The sequence below is a fragment of the Streptomyces incarnatus genome (genome assembly GCF_001027185.1).
Classification (GTDB): Bacteria; Actinomycetota; Actinomycetes; order Streptomycetales; family Streptomycetaceae; genus Streptomyces; species Streptomyces puniciscabiei.
On the sequence record NZ_CP011497.1, the window covers coordinates 1,021,542 to 1,037,615 of the forward strand.

At 73.9% G+C, this 16,074-nt stretch carries 13 protein-coding genes; 7 read left to right on the forward strand and 6 right to left on the reverse strand.

The window, feature by feature from the left end; genetic code table 11:
• Positions 1 to 226: 226 nt before the first annotated feature.
• Entirely contained in the window at positions 227 to 1,750 is a 1,524-nt protein-coding gene (locus ABB07_RS04475) for a hypothetical protein (RefSeq protein WP_279617374.1), read from the reverse strand.
• Between the two features lie 114 nt (positions 1,751 to 1,864).
• A complete protein-coding gene (locus ABB07_RS04480; protein WP_244189217.1) occupies positions 1,865 to 2,773 on the reverse strand; it encodes a YihY/virulence factor BrkB family protein in 909 nt (302 codons plus the stop codon).
• A 272-nt stretch (positions 2,774 to 3,045) separates the two neighbouring features.
• Between ABB07_RS04480 and ABB07_RS04485 the strand changes: the two genes are divergently transcribed.
• The 3 genes from ABB07_RS04485 to ABB07_RS04495 are packed head-to-tail and all read left to right on the forward strand — an operon-like array spanning position 3,046 to position 4,352.
• Complete coding sequence (locus ABB07_RS04485) at positions 3,046 to 3,504, forward strand: DUF6325 family protein (protein WP_425264679.1); 459 nt, start codon at positions 3,046 to 3,048, stop codon at positions 3,502 to 3,504.
• Positions 3,505 to 3,561: 57 nt separating this feature from the next.
• Positions 3,562 to 3,888 (forward strand): SHOCT domain-containing protein, encoded by a 327-nt coding sequence (locus ABB07_RS04490; protein ID WP_208897470.1) that lies wholly within the window; start codon positions 3,562 to 3,564, stop codon positions 3,886 to 3,888.
• A gap of 32 nt (positions 3,889 to 3,920) precedes the next feature.
• Entirely contained in the window at positions 3,921 to 4,352 is a 432-nt protein-coding gene (locus ABB07_RS04495; RefSeq protein ID WP_208897471.1) for a DUF4186 domain-containing protein, read from the forward strand.
• A 10-nt stretch (positions 4,353 to 4,362) separates the two neighbouring features.
• Here the strand turns inward: ABB07_RS04495 and ABB07_RS04500 are convergent, their stop codons facing one another.
• Positions 4,363 to 5,931 carry a M1 family metallopeptidase gene (locus tag ABB07_RS04500; protein ID WP_208897472.1) on the reverse strand — a complete coding sequence of 523 codons (1,569 nt, stop codon included), beginning with the start codon at positions 5,929 to 5,931 and terminating at the stop codon, positions 4,363 to 4,365.
• 217 nt (positions 5,932 to 6,148) lie between these two features.
• Here ABB07_RS04500 and ABB07_RS04505 point away from each other — a divergent pair, with 217 nt between their 5' ends.
• The 3 genes from ABB07_RS04505 (at position 6,149) to ABB07_RS04515 (ending at position 10,761) form a co-directional block, all read left to right on the forward strand.
• Positions 6,149 to 8,368, forward strand: coding sequence for an NADP-dependent isocitrate dehydrogenase (locus ABB07_RS04505; RefSeq protein ID WP_208897473.1), 2,220 nt, complete (start codon positions 6,149 to 6,151; stop codon positions 8,366 to 8,368).
• 206 nt (positions 8,369 to 8,574) lie between these two features.
• Entirely contained in the window at positions 8,575 to 9,354 is a 780-nt protein-coding gene (locus ABB07_RS04510) for an N-formylglutamate amidohydrolase (RefSeq protein WP_208897474.1), read from the forward strand.
• Positions 9,355 to 9,537: 183 nt separating this feature from the next.
• Complete coding sequence (locus ABB07_RS04515; RefSeq protein WP_208897475.1) at positions 9,538 to 10,761, forward strand: cytochrome P450; 1,224 nt, start codon at positions 9,538 to 9,540, stop codon at positions 10,759 to 10,761.
• 40 nt (positions 10,762 to 10,801) lie between these two features.
• Here ABB07_RS04515 and ABB07_RS04520 read toward each other — a convergent pair whose 3' ends face one another.
• From ABB07_RS04520 to ABB07_RS04530, 3 genes are read right to left on the reverse strand one after another with little or no spacing between them, the layout of a single operon-like run.
• Positions 10,802 to 11,326, reverse strand: coding sequence for a hypothetical protein (locus ABB07_RS04520; RefSeq protein WP_425264680.1), 525 nt, complete (start codon positions 11,324 to 11,326; stop codon positions 10,802 to 10,804).
• Positions 11,323 to 11,961, reverse strand: coding sequence for an RNA polymerase sigma factor (locus ABB07_RS04525; RefSeq protein ID WP_208897476.1), 639 nt, complete (start codon positions 11,959 to 11,961; stop codon positions 11,323 to 11,325). The genes ABB07_RS04520 and ABB07_RS04525 overlap by 4 nt, the downstream gene beginning before the upstream one ends.
• Positions 11,958 to 13,382, reverse strand: a complete 1,425-nt coding sequence (locus ABB07_RS04530; RefSeq protein WP_208897477.1) for a S8/S53 family peptidase — start codon at positions 13,380 to 13,382, stop codon at positions 11,958 to 11,960. The genes ABB07_RS04525 and ABB07_RS04530 overlap by 4 nt, the downstream gene beginning before the upstream one ends.
• An 85-nt stretch (positions 13,383 to 13,467) precedes the next feature.
• On the opposite strand from ABB07_RS04530, the gene ABB07_RS04535 reads away from it, so the two are divergent.
• Positions 13,468 to 16,071 carry a CHAT domain-containing protein gene (locus ABB07_RS04535; protein ID WP_208897478.1) on the forward strand — a complete coding sequence of 868 codons (2,604 nt, stop codon included), beginning with the start codon at positions 13,468 to 13,470 and terminating at the stop codon, positions 16,069 to 16,071.
• Positions 16,072 to 16,074 lie beyond the last annotated feature (3 nt).

A 16,074-nucleotide genomic window follows, 5' to 3' on the forward strand; every position in this document is an offset into this window, starting at 1 on the left:
CCGTCAGCGCCCGTCCCGCACCCAGCCCGGTCCGCCACCAGCACCCAGACCGGCCCCCCATCAGCGCCCGTCTCGCACCCAGCCCGATCCGCCACCAGCACCCGCCCCTCACCCAGCCCAGTCCGCCACCAGCACCGATCCCGCACCCCCCGGTCCGCCATAGCGCCCGGCCCCGCCCGGCCCGATCCGCCGTCAGCACCCGCCCCCCACCCAGCCCGGCCCCCCGTCAGCGACCGTCCTGCGCCCGGCCCGGTTTGGCGCGGGCCGTCTCGAGTTGGACGCGGCCCGCGGCGGCCAGCAGGGTGAGTACGGCCAGGACGCCGAGCAGGACGAGGACCAGCAGCAGGACGGTGAGCACCGTCGGGTGGTTCCAGAGCGCGAAGACGAGCGCGATGATCAGCAGCGCGAGGAGCGTGACGGCCCGGCGGTAGGCCAGCGCGTACGCGCCCACACGGCCGACGCCGATGTGGTGGCCGGCCGCCCAGCGCGCCGCGGAGTCCGCCGTGTGGTCGGAGTAGCCGCGGACGGCCACGGGCAGCCGTCCCGGTCCGACGAGATACGCGCCCAGGGCGATGACCACGCCCAGCACGATGGCCGTACGCAGGCTGACCCGCAGAAAGCGCAGCAGGGTGTCGAAGACGGCCGCCGCCGCGGCCTTCGACTGCACCTGGGGCGGCAGGTGGTCGAGGTAGTAGCCGCGCACCACGACCAGGCCGATGGCCACGACCAGGCAGGCGAACGCGGCGCCGAGCGCGGTGCGCGCCAGGGCCCGGCGCCGGTGGTGGGCCAGGAACACGCCGGCGGCACCGAGCAGGACGACGAGCACCGGGAACCAGTTCCCGACGACGTCGAGGAGGCGGGCGCCCTTGCGGAGCTTGGCGAGCTGGTCGGAGTGGAACAGCACCAGTTGCTTGTTCACCTGCGGGATCTTGGCAGCTGGTTTCAGGCCGGCGGCGACGAGCTCGTCCTTCACCCGGTCGACGGCCTTGCCGACGTCCAGGGTGACGGTGCCGTCGCTCACCCCGACGGCTCCGCGCCCCTTGCCGGTCAGGGCGTGCACCACGGCGTTGTGGGCGGCGCGGTTGGCGTCCCGCCACACCGTCGCGAAGACGCCGCTGTGGACGACACGGGTGGCGACCTTCGTGACGGCCGAGTCCACGGCGGAGTCGATCTGCGGTCCGAGCCGGCTGATCGCGTCGGCGGCGAGCGGCGGCAGGCCCTGGGACTGCAGCCAGGAGGCGATGTCCCCGGCGACCTTCTTGCCGTCGACGTGCGCTCCCACCGCCTCGGTGATCCGGTGGACCGCCGCGTCCTGGACGGCCGGCTCGGTGGCCAGCGGCGCGATCGTGGACACATAGCGGTCGGTGTCGAGCGCGATGTCGTGCACCCAGGTGGCGAGCAGCGCGACCGGCACGAGGACGCAGGTCAGCACGATCAGCACGGCCGAGGCCACGGCACGCGCGACGCGCCCCGCGCCGGAGCCCCCCGCACGGCCCCCGGGCGGCCGCGTCCCTCCCCCGCCGGCCGCGCCCGCGCGCTCCGGCCGGGGTGGAACCAGGTCGGGCCGATGCGGATCCCGGTCCGGCGGATCCACCGCGCCGTCCGCCCGGCCCGGCTGCTCCTCCGGATCCGGCCGGTGCGCAGCCCCGTCCCGGCCCCGCGCGTCCCCCGGCACCCGCGCCTGCCCCGTCCCGTGCGGCTCCCCCGGTCCGTGCGGCTCCGGTGGCTGGGGGGCGGGCGGCTCGGGCACGGGGCCTCCGGCGTGATGGCGGGAAGGAACACCCCCATTGCGTCAGCCCCGCGGCCGTTCCGCGCGGTGGGTGGACCGGACGGGCGACGGCGCACCTCCCCACGGACGAGGGGCTCACGCGCCCCGCGCCGTACGGTCGCGCAGCGGAGGCGGGCTGCCGAGGCGGTCCGCCAGGAAGGGCTCCTGGGCCAGTACGGCTCCGGCGCTGACGGCGACCGCCGCGGCGACGCACACCACGATCAGCCAGGACAGCAGCACGAACACGGACCCCACGGGCCCGTAGTCGGCGAGGGCGTGGCCGAGGGCCCTCGGCATGTACAGACGCGCGGTCACCGCCAGCGCGGTGAGCACGGTCGCCGTGATCAGAGCGGCCGGCAGCAGGGGTTTCCAGCCGACCAGGCCGCCGAGCAGCAGATGCTGGGTCCACCACCACAGACCCACCTGGCTGGCCCAGGTGAGGGGAATGCCCAGCCAGACGCCGGCGCCGAAGCCGTCGCGCAGCGGGCCCTGGAGCACCAGGACGCCGACCCACAGGCCCAGCCAGGCCAGCCACCGCCAGGGGGCGATCCTGGTTCCGGTGCGCGGGATCTCCCAGGCTCGCTTGCACAGGCGTTGCATCGCCCGGCTGACCGCGGTGGCCGACAGCAGCACCATCAGGACGCCCACCACGCCGGTGGTCTGCTTCAGGTCGCCGGAGGTGGGCTGGAGCGCCTGCTCCACCTGGGCACGTGAGGCGCCGGTCAGCCCGAAGACCGCTGTCACGGATGCGATCAGCTGATGGCGCACCCGCTCCGGGGCGTAGGCCGCGATGACGAACAGCAGGGGCACCGCGGTCAGGAAGCACTGCGCCGCGACGCGGGTACCGGAATCGAAGATGTTCACCGACACCATCCGGTCCGCGAGATGGGTGACCACGGGGAACCGGCTCTCCGCCCGCCGGTGCAGCGACTTCGCCCGGGCGGTCAGCTTCCGGGCACGCTCCGCGGCCGCCATCAGGGTCCCGGCGGACAGCTCTGCGGGCACGGCGACCGGCCCCCGCCCGCTGACGGCGCCCCGACGGTCGGCATCACATCGCTCCTTTCCGGCCTTTCCGGCTGGGACCAGCGTGGCGGGCCGGGCGCTCCGCGGCACTCCGGAGTCGGATGCGCGGGCCCTCGAATGTGCGGGCCCTCGCGCCCCGTGGTGGACTGGAATGGCGACGGGGCGCGGCGGCGGGCGTCGGCCGCGGGCCGCTGCCGGGGGGCGACGGGCGGGCGAGCGGTACCGGCTCCCCCTGCGCTTCACAAGGAGAAGTCATGGACGGCATCGAAGAGATGGGGCCGGTCGACTACCTGGTCATCGAGTTCCCCGGCAACCGTATGACGGGAGAGGCGTTCCCGCTGCTGGTCGACCTCGTCGACCGCGGGATCGTCCGGATCATCGACCTCGCCTTCGTACGGAAGGAGACCGACGGCTCGGTCGTCGCACTGGAGTTGCGGGACGTCGGCGGCGAGACCGACCTGACCGTCTTCGAGGGGGCCTCGGCCCGCGTGCTCGACCAGAGTGACCTCGAGGAGGCGGCCAACGCGCTGGAGGCGGGCAACTCGGCCGCGGTGCTGATCTACGAGAACCTGTGGGCCGCTCCCCTGGCCGGCGCGCTCAGGCGCAGCGGGGCCCAGCTCGTCGCGAGCGGCCGTATTCCGGTGCAGGCTCTGCTGGCGGCCCTGGACGCCACGGAGGAGACGGTGCCGCCGGGCGGTTCCGCGGCCGCCTGAGAGCAGCCATCGGGGTGTCCCCCGCTTTGCCGCATCGACCATGGGAGATGACCGAACATGCCCGGACTGCTTCGCGGTATCGCCCGCACGGCCGTCGTCGCCGGTACCGCCACCGCCGTGTCCAACCACGTCTCACGGCGCCAGGCCGGCCGCTGGGCCCAGCAGGACTACGAACGGCAGCAACAGTACGAGCAGCAGTACGCACAGCCGGAGTACGCGCAGCCGCAGCAGCCACCGCCGCCCCCTCCCGCCGCACCGCCGCCCGCGGCGCCCGACGACATGACCCAGAAGATCGACCAGCTCAAGCAGCTGGCGGACCTGAAGGCCCAGGGAGTCCTGACGGAGGAGGAGTTCGCCGACCAGAAGCGCCGGCTCCTGGGCTGAGCCGCGTGCGCACGGCGTACGCTCGGCACAGCATGACCACCTCGCCCGACCCGCGTCCGCCCGGCACCCGCGCCCTGGACCAGCGCCTCGACGTCCTCGCCCGGCAGCCGTTCCGGGCCCGGTTCCACCTGGGCGGCCGGGACCGGGCGACCGCCGAACTGAAGGGGCCGGCGACGATCCGGTGGCATGCCTATGACCTGATCGCCAAGCGCCTCGCGCCCGCCGAGCCGTACAAGGACGGCAAGCAGACGCCGTACCGCGGTCACCCGGTCTTCGTCGCCCAGCACGCTACGGCCACCTGCTGCCGGGGCTGTCTGGAGCGCTGGCACGGGATTCCCCGGGGGCGGGAGCTGACCCGTGCCGAGCATGTGTACGTGGTGGACGTGATCTGCCGGTGGATCGAGCGGGAGATGACGGGCGGGGCCGGTCCCGGGGCCGGGGCCGGCCCCGCCCGCCGGCGCTGATCAGAGCGTCTCAGAGCGTCGCGGAGTTCTCGTGCCAGTGCCCGCCGCGCCTGGAGTGCGGGGCCATGAGCGACGAGCTGACCGGGGTCACCGTCCAGTCGGGGTGGCCCGGCATGCGCGGGGTCTTCGTGCCGTACAGCCAGTCGCGCAGGAAGCCGGACTGGTCCTGGCCGGAGACCTCCGAGGCGACGGCGATGTAGTCGGCCGTCGACGCCGAGGAGCCGCGGAACCGGTCCAGGAAGGCGCGCTCGACGGCGTGGAAGACGTCCTCGCCGACCAGCTGGCGGAAGGCGTACAGGACGAGAACGCCGCCCAGGTAGCGCTGGCTGTCGAAGAGGTTGCCGGCGCTGGGCGCGGCCACCGGTCCCGAGTCGTGGCGCCACTGGTCGCCACGGGCGTAGGTGTCCTTCATCCGGGCCTCCATCGTGGTGAGCCCTAGGGAGTCGGTCCAGCCGCGCTCGTAGCGGTAGAGCAGCCCGTAGAAGTCGGCGTGTCCCTCGTTCAGCCACAGGTCGGCCCAGGTGGCGGGGCTGACGAGATTGCCGAACCAGGAGTGGACCAGCTCGTGCATCATGTGCGAGCCGATCTTCTTCTCCTCCTGGAGCAGGAAGTTCGGCTTGTAGAGGGTGAGGGTCTGGGTCTCCAGGCCGGTGAAGTCGAAGGCCTTCGGGTCGTCGGAGTTGCACGGCAGCAGGCCGTACGTCTCGAACGGGAAGGCGCCGAGGCGGTCCTCCAGCCAGGTCACGAGGCCGGGGGTGAGCGCGAGGGCCGGTTCCAGGGCGGCGGCGCGGGCCGCGGGGACCACGTCGCGCAGGGGCAGACCGTGCGGGCCCTGCCGTTCCTTGATCACATAGTCGCCGACGGTGATCTGGACGAGTTCCGTGGCCATCGGCGAGAGCGAGCGGTAGGAGAAGGCCGTACGGCCGTCGTCGAGTGTCTCGGTGCCGGTGAGCACGCCGTTCGCGACGGCCCGCAGGCCGGCCGGGACGGTGAGCCGGAAGCTGAAGGCCGCCTTGTCGGACGGGTGGTCGTTGCACGGGAAGACGGTGTGCGCGGAGTTCGGCTGCGGGCAGATCGCGAAGCCGTCCGGAGTGGGCACCCAGGCCGTGTGCGCCAGGGTGCGGTGCGGGTCGGCGGAGTAGGTGACGCGGACGGTCGCGGCCGCGTTCTCCGCGAGCGGCTCGGCCGGTGTGATGCGCAGCTTCTCGTCCGCCTGTTCCCAGCCGGCCGCCCGGCCGCAGACGGACACGGAGGCTATGTCCAGGCCGAGCGCGTCCAGCGAGAGCCGGGTCAGCGCTTCGGTGGTGCGGATCCGCAGCACGGCGGTGGCCTGCACCAGCTTGGTCGTGGGGTCGTAGGCGAGGTCGAGGTGGTACGACGACACGCCGTAGCCGGCGTTGCCGAGGGCCGGGAAGACCGGGTCGCCGAGGGTCTCCGGGCCGGGCTCCCCCGTGCGCGCCGCGGTGCCGGCCGTGGGCGCCGCGGCGCCGGCCGCGCGGGCCGGGGAGCCGGCGGCCAGCGCCGTGGCCGTACCGATGAGGGCGGCCGCCGGGGCCGTCACTCTGCTGCGATATCTCATGGTCCGCCTTCGCTCGGGCGGCCGGGTGGTCGGTCCGGCCGCCGGGTCAGTGGGCGACCACCCGTGGTCGGCGGGTGATCGCTTGTCATGACCATCAAGAGCGGCTTCCGGTTGCACCGGGGCGGGACGTTTTCCGGCCGGGACCCCTGTCGAGCGGACCCCGATCACGAGATATCTTGATGTCGAGCAATGTTGCAGACGTGGAGCGGAGCACCCGGTGACTGACTCGACCATCATCTACACCTACACAGACGAGGCCCCGGCCCTGGCGACGCATTCGTTCCTGCCGGTGATCCAGGCGTACGCCTCGCAGGCCGGTGTGCCCGTGACGACCCGGGACATCTCGCTGGCCGGGCGCATCATCGCCCACTTCCCGGAGTACCTGAACGAGGACCAGCGCATCCCGGACGCGCTGGCCGAGCTGGGTGACCTGGCCAAGACTCCCGAGGCCAACATCGTCAAGCTGCCGAACATCTCGGCGTCCATCCCGCAGCTGCGCGCCGCCGTGGCCGAGCTGCAGGGCAAGGGCTACGCGCTGCCGGACTACCCGGACGACCCGAAGACCGACGAGGAGCGCGAGATCCGCGCCCGCTACGACAAGGTCAAGGGCTCCGCCGTCAACCCGGTCCTGCGTGAGGGCAACTCCGACCGCCGCGCCCCGGCCTCGGTGAAGAACTACGCCAAGACCCACCCGCACCGCATGGGCGCCTGGACCCCCGAGTCCAAGACGAATGTGGCGACCATGGGCGAGAACGACTTCCGCTCCACCGAGAAGTCGGTCGTCATCGCCGAGGACGGCGCGCTGCGGATCGAGCTGGTCGCCGAGGACGGCACCACCACGGTGCTGCGCGAGTCCGTACCGGTCCGCAAGGACGAGGTCGTCGACGCCTCCGTCATGCACGTGGCCGAGCTGGAGCAGTTCCTCGCCGCACAGGTCGCCCGCGCCAAGCAGGAGGGCGTCCTGTTCTCCGTGCACCTCAAGGCCACGATGATGAAGGTCTCCGACCCGATCATCTTCGGTCACGTGGTGCGCGCCTTCTTCCCGAAGACGTTCGCGAAGTACGGCGAGACCCTCAAGGCGGCCGGCCTCACCCCGAACGACGGCCTCGGCGGCATCCTCAAGGGCCTGGAGAACCTGCCCGAGGGCGCCGAGATCAAGGCCTCCTTCGACGCCGAGATCGCCGAGGGCCCGGCCCTCGCGATGGTCGACTCCGACAAGGGCATCACCAACCTGCATGTGCCCTCCGACGTCATCGTGGACGCCTCCATGCCCGCGATGATCCGCACCTCCGGCCACATGTGGGGCCCGGACGGCCAGGAGCACGACACCCTCGCCGTCCTCCCGGACTCCTCCTACGCCGGTGTCTACCAGGCCGTCATCGACGACTGCCGGGCCAACGGCGCCTACGACCCGTCCACCATGGGCTCGGTCCCGAACGTCGGCCTGATGGCGCAGAAGGCCGAGGAGTACGGCTCCCACGACAAGACCTTCGAGGTCCCGGCCGCCGGCACGGTCCGCCTGGTCGACCAGAACGGCACCGCGCTGATCGAGCAGCCGGTCGCGCAGGGCGACATCTTCCGCGCCTGCCAGACCAAGGACGCCCCGATCCGCGACTGGGTCAAGCTGGCCGTCACCCGCGCCCGCGCCACCGGCGACCCGGCCGTGTTCTGGCTGGACGAGAACCGCGCCCACGACGCCAACCTCATCGCCAAGGTCCGGCAGCACCTGCCGGAGCACGACACCGAGGGCCTGGACATCAGGATCCTGTCCCCGGTCGAGGCCACCAAGCTGTCGGTGGAGCGCATCCGCCGCGGCGAGAACACCATCTCGGTGACCGGCAACGTGCTGCGTGACTACCTGACCGACCTCTTCCCGATCCTGGAGCTGGGCACCAGCGCCAAGATGCTGTCGGTCGTCCCGCTGATGGCGGGCGGCGGCCTGTTCGAGACGGGCGCCGGCGGCTCCGCGCCGAAGCACGTCCAGCAGCTGGTCAAGGAGAACTACCTGCGCTGGGACTCCCTCGGTGAGTTCTTCGCGCTGGTGCCCTCCTTCGAGCAGTACGCGGCGGCCACCGGCAACACCCGCGCCAAGGTCCTCGCCGACACCCTCGACCGCGCCACGGCGACCTTCCTCAACGAGGACAAGTCCCCGACCCGTCGCGTCGGCGGCATCGACAACCGCGGCAGCCACTTCTACCTGTCCCTGTACTGGGCGCAGGAGCTGGCCCGGCAGACCGACGACGCCGACCTGGCCAAGGCCTTCGCGCCGTTCGCCGAGACCCTCGCCGCGAACGAGCAGAAGATCGTGGACGAGCTGATCGCCGTCCAGGGCAAGCCGGCCGACATCGGCGGCTACTACCAGGTCGACAAGGCCAAGGCGGACGCCGTCATGCGCCCGTCGGCCACCTGGAACGAGGCACTGGCGTCCCTGAGCTAGCGCCTGCGGCTCCCGAGCCGCTCACGTGAGTGAACCTCCGCCCCGGCCGGCAATCCGGTCGGGGCGGAGCCGTGTGCCGGGCGCGGGGCAAGTAGGTGTCCCGGGCGGGGAGTTGCCGGCCCCCAGCTCACCACTCGTGGGCCGCCCGGCGTCGATGTGTGACCGTGATCCTGCACCAGACCGCTGACAACGCCCCGGAGCCACCCGTGCCCCCTTTCGAACTCCTCCCCGGCGACCCCGCCTCCCCCGTGCTGCTGCACGTGCCGCATTCCGCGCGGGTGATCCCCGAGGACGTGCGCCGCGGGATCGTGCTGGACGACGCCGCGCTGGAGCGGGAGTTGGACCACATCACGGACGCGCACACGGCCGAGCTCGCCGAGCGGGCCGCCGCTCTGGCCACCGTCACACCCTGGCGGTTCGTGAACCGGCTCTCCCGGCTGGTCGTGGATCCCGAGCGGTTCCCGGACGAGCGGGAGGAGATGGCGGCCGTCGGCATGGGTGCCGTGTACACGCGGACCACGCACCGGGGCGAGCTGCGGTCCGCGGACACCGATCCGGAGCCGCTGCTGGCGCGGTACTTCCGGCCGTACGCGCGGGCCATGACCGAGGCGGTGGCGCAGCGGCTGGCCGCGACCGGGCGCGCCGTGGTGATCGACGTGCACTCCTATCCGGCCGAGCCGCTGCCCTACGAACTGCACGGCACCGGACCGCGTCCACCGGTGTGCCTGGGCACGGATGCCTTCCACACCCCGGTCGGGCTGACCGAGGCGGCGCGCAGGGCGTTCGCCGTCTGCGGGGAGACGGGACTGGACAGCCCGTTCGGGGGGACGTACGTACCGCTGGAGTTCTACGGCACCGACGCCCGGGTCAGCGCCCTCATGGTGGAAATACGACGGGACACGTACATGGCGGAGCCGGGCGGTGCGGCAGGACCGGGCCTGGACCACCTCGCCACAGCGCTGGCCGCACTGGTTGAAGCGGCCTGAGTGCAGCGCCCCCGAAGGTGCGCGGGGCTGTGTTTGACATGCGCTCCGCCGCGTGGGCGCGAGCAACCAGAACCGGGCTGCACACGCCCGACGACACACAGCCCCACCCCAATAGGCGCCGGGCCCCACCACTCGGAGCACCACCACAGGACAGCAGGAGGCACCCGTACCAGGCTGGACGGCATGACCGAGGAGACCACGCTCACCGGCCAGGCCCCGCCGCCCGTACGGGACTGGCCCACATCCGACCTGGACGGAACCGACTTCGACCCGGTCCTCGCCGGCCTGATGCGCGAGGGTCCGCTGACCCGGATCCGGCTGCCGTTCGGCGAGGGCTGGGCGTGGCTGGCGACCCGCCACGACGACGTGAAACTGATCACAAACGACCCGCGGTTCAGCCGCGCCGAGGTGACCCGCCGTCAGGTCACCCGGATGGCCCCGAACTTCGCGCCCCGCCCGGGCTCGCTCGCCTGGGCCGACCAGCCCGACCACAACCGGCTGCGCAAGCCGGTCGCCGGCGCCTTCACCGTGAGCGCCATGAAGCGGCTGCGGCCCCGCGCGCAGGAGATCCTGGACGAGCTGGTGGACGGTGTCGTACGGGACGGGCCGCCGGCCGATCTGATCGAGCGGGTGCTGGAGCCGTTCCCGCTCACCGTCGTCAGCGAGGTGATGGGCGTGCCCGCCGCCGACCGGGAGCAGGTGCACGCCTGGACCCGGGAGATCATCTCCACCAACGGGGCCGAGGCGGCCGGCCGGGCCAAGGAGGGCCTGTACGGGTGGATCAGGACGGTCATCCGGGCCCGGGCCAACACTCCGGGGGAGGACGTCTACTCGATGCTCGGCGGGGCCGTGGCGCGCGGGGAGATCAGCGAGGAGGAGGCCGTCGGGCTGGCCGGCCCGCTGCAGATCGGCGGCGAGGCCGTCACGCACAACTGCGGGCAGATGCTGTACCTGCTGCTGACCCGGCCGGAGCTGATGGAGCGGATGCGGGCGCGCCCCGAGGCCCGCGGCCCCGTGCTGGACGAACTGCTGAGGTGGATCCCGCACCGCAGCTCGGTCGGGCTCGCCCGGATCGCGCTGGAGGACGTGGAGATCGCCGGGCACCGGATCGCGGCGGGCGAGCCGGTCTACGTCTCCTACCTCGCCGCCAACCGCGACCCGGCCGTCTTCCCCGACCCGGACCGCATCGACCCCGACCGCGACCCGAACCCGCACGTGGCGTTCGGCAACGGCCCGCACTTCTGCACCGGCACGCTGCTCGCCCGACTGCAGACCGAACTGCTGGTGGACACCTTGCTGGACCGGCTGCCGGGACTGCGGCTCGCGGTGCCGGCCGAGGAGGTGCGGTGGCGGCACCGGACGATGATCCGCGGGCCGCGGACGCTCCCCGTGACCTGGACCGCATGACGTCTCGAGCGGGGTGCGGGCCTTGAGGTCCTGACCGGGTTCAGGCCCGCAGCCACTCCGTGACGATCACCTCCGCGCCGGTCCGCAGCCTGAGGGCGAACGGGCCGGCCGGGGGTGTGTCGCTGGTGAAGCGGCCGAGGGTGTCGACCGTGACCGCGCGGGCGGTCCGCGGGCCGCCGAGCACCTCGATGCGCGCGGTCTGCGGCGGCAGCACCTGGCCGATCAGCCCGTCCTCGGTGACCTCGACGTCGACGGTGACCTCGCCCGCGCTGAACGTCAGCATCCGGGGGGCGTCCGGCACGCCCCTGACCGGCAGCGCGTCCACGAGCGAGTCGAAGGTCAGCTCGGCGATCCTCGCGTCCAGGTCGTGCAACGCGTAGGCGTCCAGGGCGAGTTGGCGCAGGGCCTCCGGGACCGGGTCGAGCACGCCGGCCGCGCCGCGCAGCTCCTCCTCCAGCAGGGAGTCCGCCAACTCCTGGTCCGCCGCGTCCGGTTCCGGGAGACCGTCCCCGTCCCGTCCGGGGAACTCCCGTCCCGTCTCCGGGAACTGGTGGTCGTCGTTCACGCCGCACCCCGTGCGTCCATCCGGGCCCGCAGCCGGCGCAGACAGCGCTGGCGCAGCGGTCCGATGCTGCCGACCGCGATACCGAGCGCGGCCGAGATCTCACCGTAGCTGGGTGGCGGGGAGGCCACCAGCACGCGCAGCAGCTGCCGGCAGCGCTCCCCCATGCCGTCCAGCTCCTGCCACAGGCGGCGTACCCGCTCGGCCCGGTCCGCCTCGTCCTCCGAGTCGATCAGCGACTCCTCCGGGGTCCGGTCGTCGCTGGCCCGGTCCAGCACCCGCGGGTCGTCCGTCAGGGTGAGCCGGGTCAGGCTCCTGATCACCTTCAGGCACTCGTGGCGGGCCGTACTGGCCAGCCAGGAACCCGCCTTGTCGGGTTCGCGGATCCGGCCCAGGTGCTGGGCGAAGCGGAACCACACGGTCTGGTAGACCTCGTGCCCGTCGGCCTCGGAGAGCCGGTGCGCGCGCACGACCGACCACACCAGCGGACTCATCCCTTCCACCAGCGCCTTCCAGGCCGCGGCGTCCCCGTCGACGGCGGACCGGACGAGCGCGCCGACCTCTGTTCGGTCCACGATTCCACCCCTCGTGTACGGCACGTCATCGTACGCCGTGGAGCGGAGCGTTCCGGACCTCATGCGGGCACGGCCGTGGCCACGACCGGTACCGGGCGCCAGGTGGCCGGCCGCAGCGCCGGGACGTGCGCCCCGCGCACCACCGCGGTGTCGGTGGTGGCCGCGAGCAGCCGGGCGAGGGCGGTGCGCGGGTCGCGCTCCCCGTGCGCCGTCATCCGGGCGGCGACGAGGCCCGCGGCGACCGGGGTGGCGAAGGAGGTGCCGCTCCACTGCGCCAGGCCGTCGAACATCACCTGGTCCGGCTTGGCGCCGGTGCGCTCCCGGCCCTCGCTCAGCAGGCCGGTGTGGCGCGGGAACCGGCAGGTGCAGGGATAGTCGAAACCGAACCGGCAGGCCTCGTAGGTGGAGTGCTGGTAGACGTACGGCACGGGGGTGCCGAAGCCGGTGAGGGCGCTGGTGAGGCGCTCGCCGGGGGCGTGGATCCGCACCCAGGGCCCGTGGTTGCTGAAGCAGGCCGCGCCGTCGCCGTCCGCGCGCAGCGCGCCGACCGACAGCACGCTGTCCGCGTACTCGGGCAGACCGGCGTAGGCGGCGGGCCAGAACGGCGTGTCACTGGCGTTGTTGCCGGCGGCGGCCACCAGCAGGGTGCGCCGCGCGCGCAGTTCGCGCATGAAGGCGTCCAGACCGATCAGCCCGTCGCCGCTGCCGGTCGTGGTCCCGGCGGAGAGGCTGATGATGTCGGGCCAGCCGCTCTCGTCGACCGCCTCGAAGAGCCGGGCGCCGAACTCGGACTCCAGGATCGCCCCGGCGTCGTTCAGGGTGCCGCGGACGGTCACGTCGGTGCTGGGCGCGACGGCCGCGAGGATCCCGGCGATGAAGGTGCCGTGGCCGACGTACTGGCGCAGCACGCCGTCGGCGTCGGTCTCGGCCGTCTGGAGGTCGCCGGTGGTGTGGGCGAGCAGCGGGTAGGAGCGGTGGTCGTGCACCAGGCCGGTGTCGATGACGAGGACGCCGACGGCGCTGTCCGCGTCGTAACCGCCGTACGCGGCGGCCGGGTTGGCCGGCTGGGTGCGGGCGACCGGCACCGGCTCGTCGCCGGGGCAGGCGTTGACCGCGATGTGCACCACGTGGTTGCGGCCCACCAGCCGGCGCCCCTGGCGGTCCTCGGCCTCCCGCAGGGCGCGCAGCGCGTGCGGCACGGTGTCGTCGCCGGACGCCGGGTCGCCGACCCGGATGCGGGTGACGCCGGTGCGGCCGGTCTCCGGGCCGTCCCGCCGGACGTGGTCGGGCACCAGGCCCTCGGTCGCGGTGAAGTGGGCGCGTACGGCGCGCTCGACGACCTGGGCCTCCTCGCCGTCCCGGGCCAGGACGACACCCTTCTCGTAGAGGAAGTGGGCGTCCTCGTCCGGCCCCATGGCCAGGGACACGCCGGGCATGGAGCGCTGGATGTGCTCGAACTGCTCGTGGAACCGCTGTGGTGCCATGACCTGTCCTCCCCCTTCAGGCGGTGTTCGACAGTGAGAGCCGGGGGGCCACCGTCTGATACAGGTCGCCACTACCATGCGAGAGGTGACGGCGGGAAGCGAGTCGGTCCTCGAACTGCTGCCCCTGGTGTTCGCCGACCCGGGCGGGGCCCGGGCACGCGCCGAACAGGTGCTGGGGGCCTCCCCGCCGCCGCTGCACGCCAGCGTCGCCCACCAGGTACTCGGCATCTGGCAGCGGGACTTCGGCGATCTGCGGATCGCGCTCAGGCATCTGCGCCGGGCCCGGGCCCTGGCCGCGCGCGCCGAGTCGGCCGACCGCGAGGCGGATGTGCTCGCCACGCTGGGGGTCGCACTGGTGCACGCGGGGCGCACTCGGCAGGGGCTCACCTCCTTCGAGCGCGGGGTCGCCCGGGGCAGCGGCCACACCCGGGCCCGGGTGCTGTACCGGCGGGCGTACGTGTGGTGGGTGCTGGGCCGTCACCGGGAGGCGCTGGAGGACGTACGGCGGGCGCTGCCCGTGCTGCGGCAGGTGGGCGACGACATCTGGACCGCGCGGGCGCTGACCCTGCGGGCCACCGTGCATCTGGCGCTCGGCGCGGTGGACCGGGCGGTCGCGGACTTCACGGCGGCCGAGCGGCTGTGGGACACCACCGGCCAGGAGCACGACAAGGCCGACGCGGTGGAGAGCAGGGGCCTGGCCGCGTTCCGGTCCGGGGACGTCCCGGCGGCCCTGCGGCTGCTGGACGAGGCCGAGGAGCGGTACGCGAAACTCGGCACGCCCACCTACATGCTGTCCATCCGGCGCTGCGAGGTGCTGATGGCGGCCGGGCTCGCCCCGGAGGCGCTGGCCGAGGCGGACGCGACGATCGCGCTGCTGGACCGGATCGGCGGCCAGTCCACCCGCAAGGCCGAGCTGCTGCTGGCCGCCGCGCGGGCCGCCCGCTCGGCCGGGGACGCGCACACCGCCGTGGCCCGCGCCGACGCCGCCGTACGGCTGTTCGCGGCGCAGCGCCGGATGTGGTGGGAGACCCACGCCCGGCTGGTGCTGACCGAGGCGCGGGTGGCGGCCGGACGCCGCTCGGGGCGGCTGGTCGCGGACGCGGCGGCGGTCGCCGGGCAGCTGGCCTCCTTCGGCTCCCCCGCCGCACCGGAGGCGTCCCTGCTCGCGGGCCGAATCGCGCTCGCGCTGGGCCGGCGGGCCGACGCCGAACGGCATCTGGCGGTGGCCGCGCGCAGCCGGTACGGCGGCCCGCCGCCGGCCCGGGTGACGGGCTGGGCGGCGCAGGCACTGCGGGCGCGCGCTGCCGGGTCCCGGCGGGGCGCGCTGGAGGCCTGCCGGCGCGGCCTGGACGTGCTGGACGACCACCGGATGACGCTGGGCGCCTCCGAGCTGCGGGCGCACGTCACCGCGCAGGGCGCCGAACTGGCCGCACTCGCCCAGGAGGTGAGCCTCGAACACGGCTCACCGCGCCGGCTGCTGGCGTGGAGCGAGCGCTGGCGGGCGACGGTACTGTCCGCGCCGCCCACCCGGCCGCCCGCCGACCCGGCGCTGCTGAGCGGTCTGACCGCCTACCGGGAGATCGCGGCCCGCGCCGAGGAGGCCCGGATGGAGGGCCGTCCGGTGCCCGCGCTGGAGCGCGAACAGCGGCGCCTGGAACGGGAGATCCGCTCCCGCACCCGCCACATCCGCGGCTCCGCGCCGCACGGCGGCGACCGCTTCGACACCGCCCGGCTGCTGGACCGGCTCGGCGAGGCACGCCTGGCCGAACTCGCCGTGGTCGACGGCCGGGTGCACGTGCTGCTGTGCGGGCAGGGCCGGGTACGGCGGTTCACCGGCGGCCCGCTGGCCGCGGCGGTGGCCGAGGCCGAGCACGTCCAGGCCGGGCTGCGGCGCCTCGCCCACCCCGGCGCCGACGCCCGGCTGCCGCTGGTCGAGGCCGCCGGCCTGCGCCTGCAGGAGCTGCTGCTGGGCGGCGCGGCGGCACACCTGGGCTCCGGCCCGGTGGTGATCGTGCCCCCGGGGGCGCTGCACCGGGTGCCGTGGGCGCTGCTGCCTGCGCTGCGGGACCGGGTGCTCAGCGTGTCCCCGTCGGCGGGCAGCTGGCTGCGCGCCCGCGAGACCGCGCCGCCGCCCGGTGGCCGGCAGGTGCTGGTGCGCGGACCGGGTCTCGCCACCGGCGGCGCGGAGGTGCCGGAGCTGGCCGGCCGGTACGGCACGGCAACGGTGCTGGAGGGGGACGACGCCGCGGTCCCGCGGGTCCTGGACCACCTCGACGGGGCAGCCCTCGCGCACCTCGCGGCCCACGGCACGTTCCGCGCCGACAGCCCCCTCTTCTCGGCGCTCCGCATGGCCGACGGCCCGCTGATCGTCCACGACTTCGAACGGCTCGCCCGCAGCCCGTACCGGATCATCCTCTCCAGCTGCGACACCGCGCGCCTGGCCTCCGTCGGCGCCGACGAACTCCTCGGCCTGGTCACCGCGTTGCTCCCGCTGGGCACGGCCGGGGTGGTGGCGAGCAGCGCACCGGTCAACGACGCGGCGGTGGTCCCCCTGATGCTCGCCCTCCACAAAGGCCTGGACGCGGGCCTGTCGCTGGCGGAGGCCCTCCGGGACGCCCGCGCCGCCCTGCCGGGCGACGCGGTGCACCAGGCGACGGGGTGGGCCTTCGCGGCGTTCGGGGCGGCGTAGGGT

What these genes read in the sequence shown, in the direction of transcription:
- ABB07_RS04490 (WP_208897470.1), top strand. Translation starts at nt 3,562, where the DNA reads ATGCCCGGACTGCTTCGCGGTATCGCCCGCACGGCCGTCGTCGCCGGT.
- ABB07_RS04525 (WP_208897476.1), bottom strand. Translation starts at nt 11,961, where the DNA reads ATGAGGTCCGGAACGCTCCGCTCCACGGCGTACGATGACGTGCCGTAC.
- ABB07_RS04500 (WP_208897472.1), bottom strand. Translation starts at nt 5,931, where the DNA reads ATGAGATATCGCAGCAGAGTGACGGCCCCGGCGGCCGCCCTCATCGGT.
- ABB07_RS04530 (WP_208897477.1), bottom strand. Translation starts at nt 13,382, where the DNA reads ATGGCACCACAGCGGTTCCACGAGCAGTTCGAGCACATCCAGCGCTCC.
- ABB07_RS04495 (WP_208897471.1), top strand. Translation starts at nt 3,921, where the DNA reads ATGACCACCTCGCCCGACCCGCGTCCGCCCGGCACCCGCGCCCTGGAC.
- ABB07_RS04515 (WP_208897475.1), top strand. Translation starts at nt 9,538, where the DNA reads ATGACCGAGGAGACCACGCTCACCGGCCAGGCCCCGCCGCCCGTACGG.
- ABB07_RS04485 (WP_425264679.1), top strand. Translation starts at nt 3,046, where the DNA reads ATGGACGGCATCGAAGAGATGGGGCCGGTCGACTACCTGGTCATCGAG.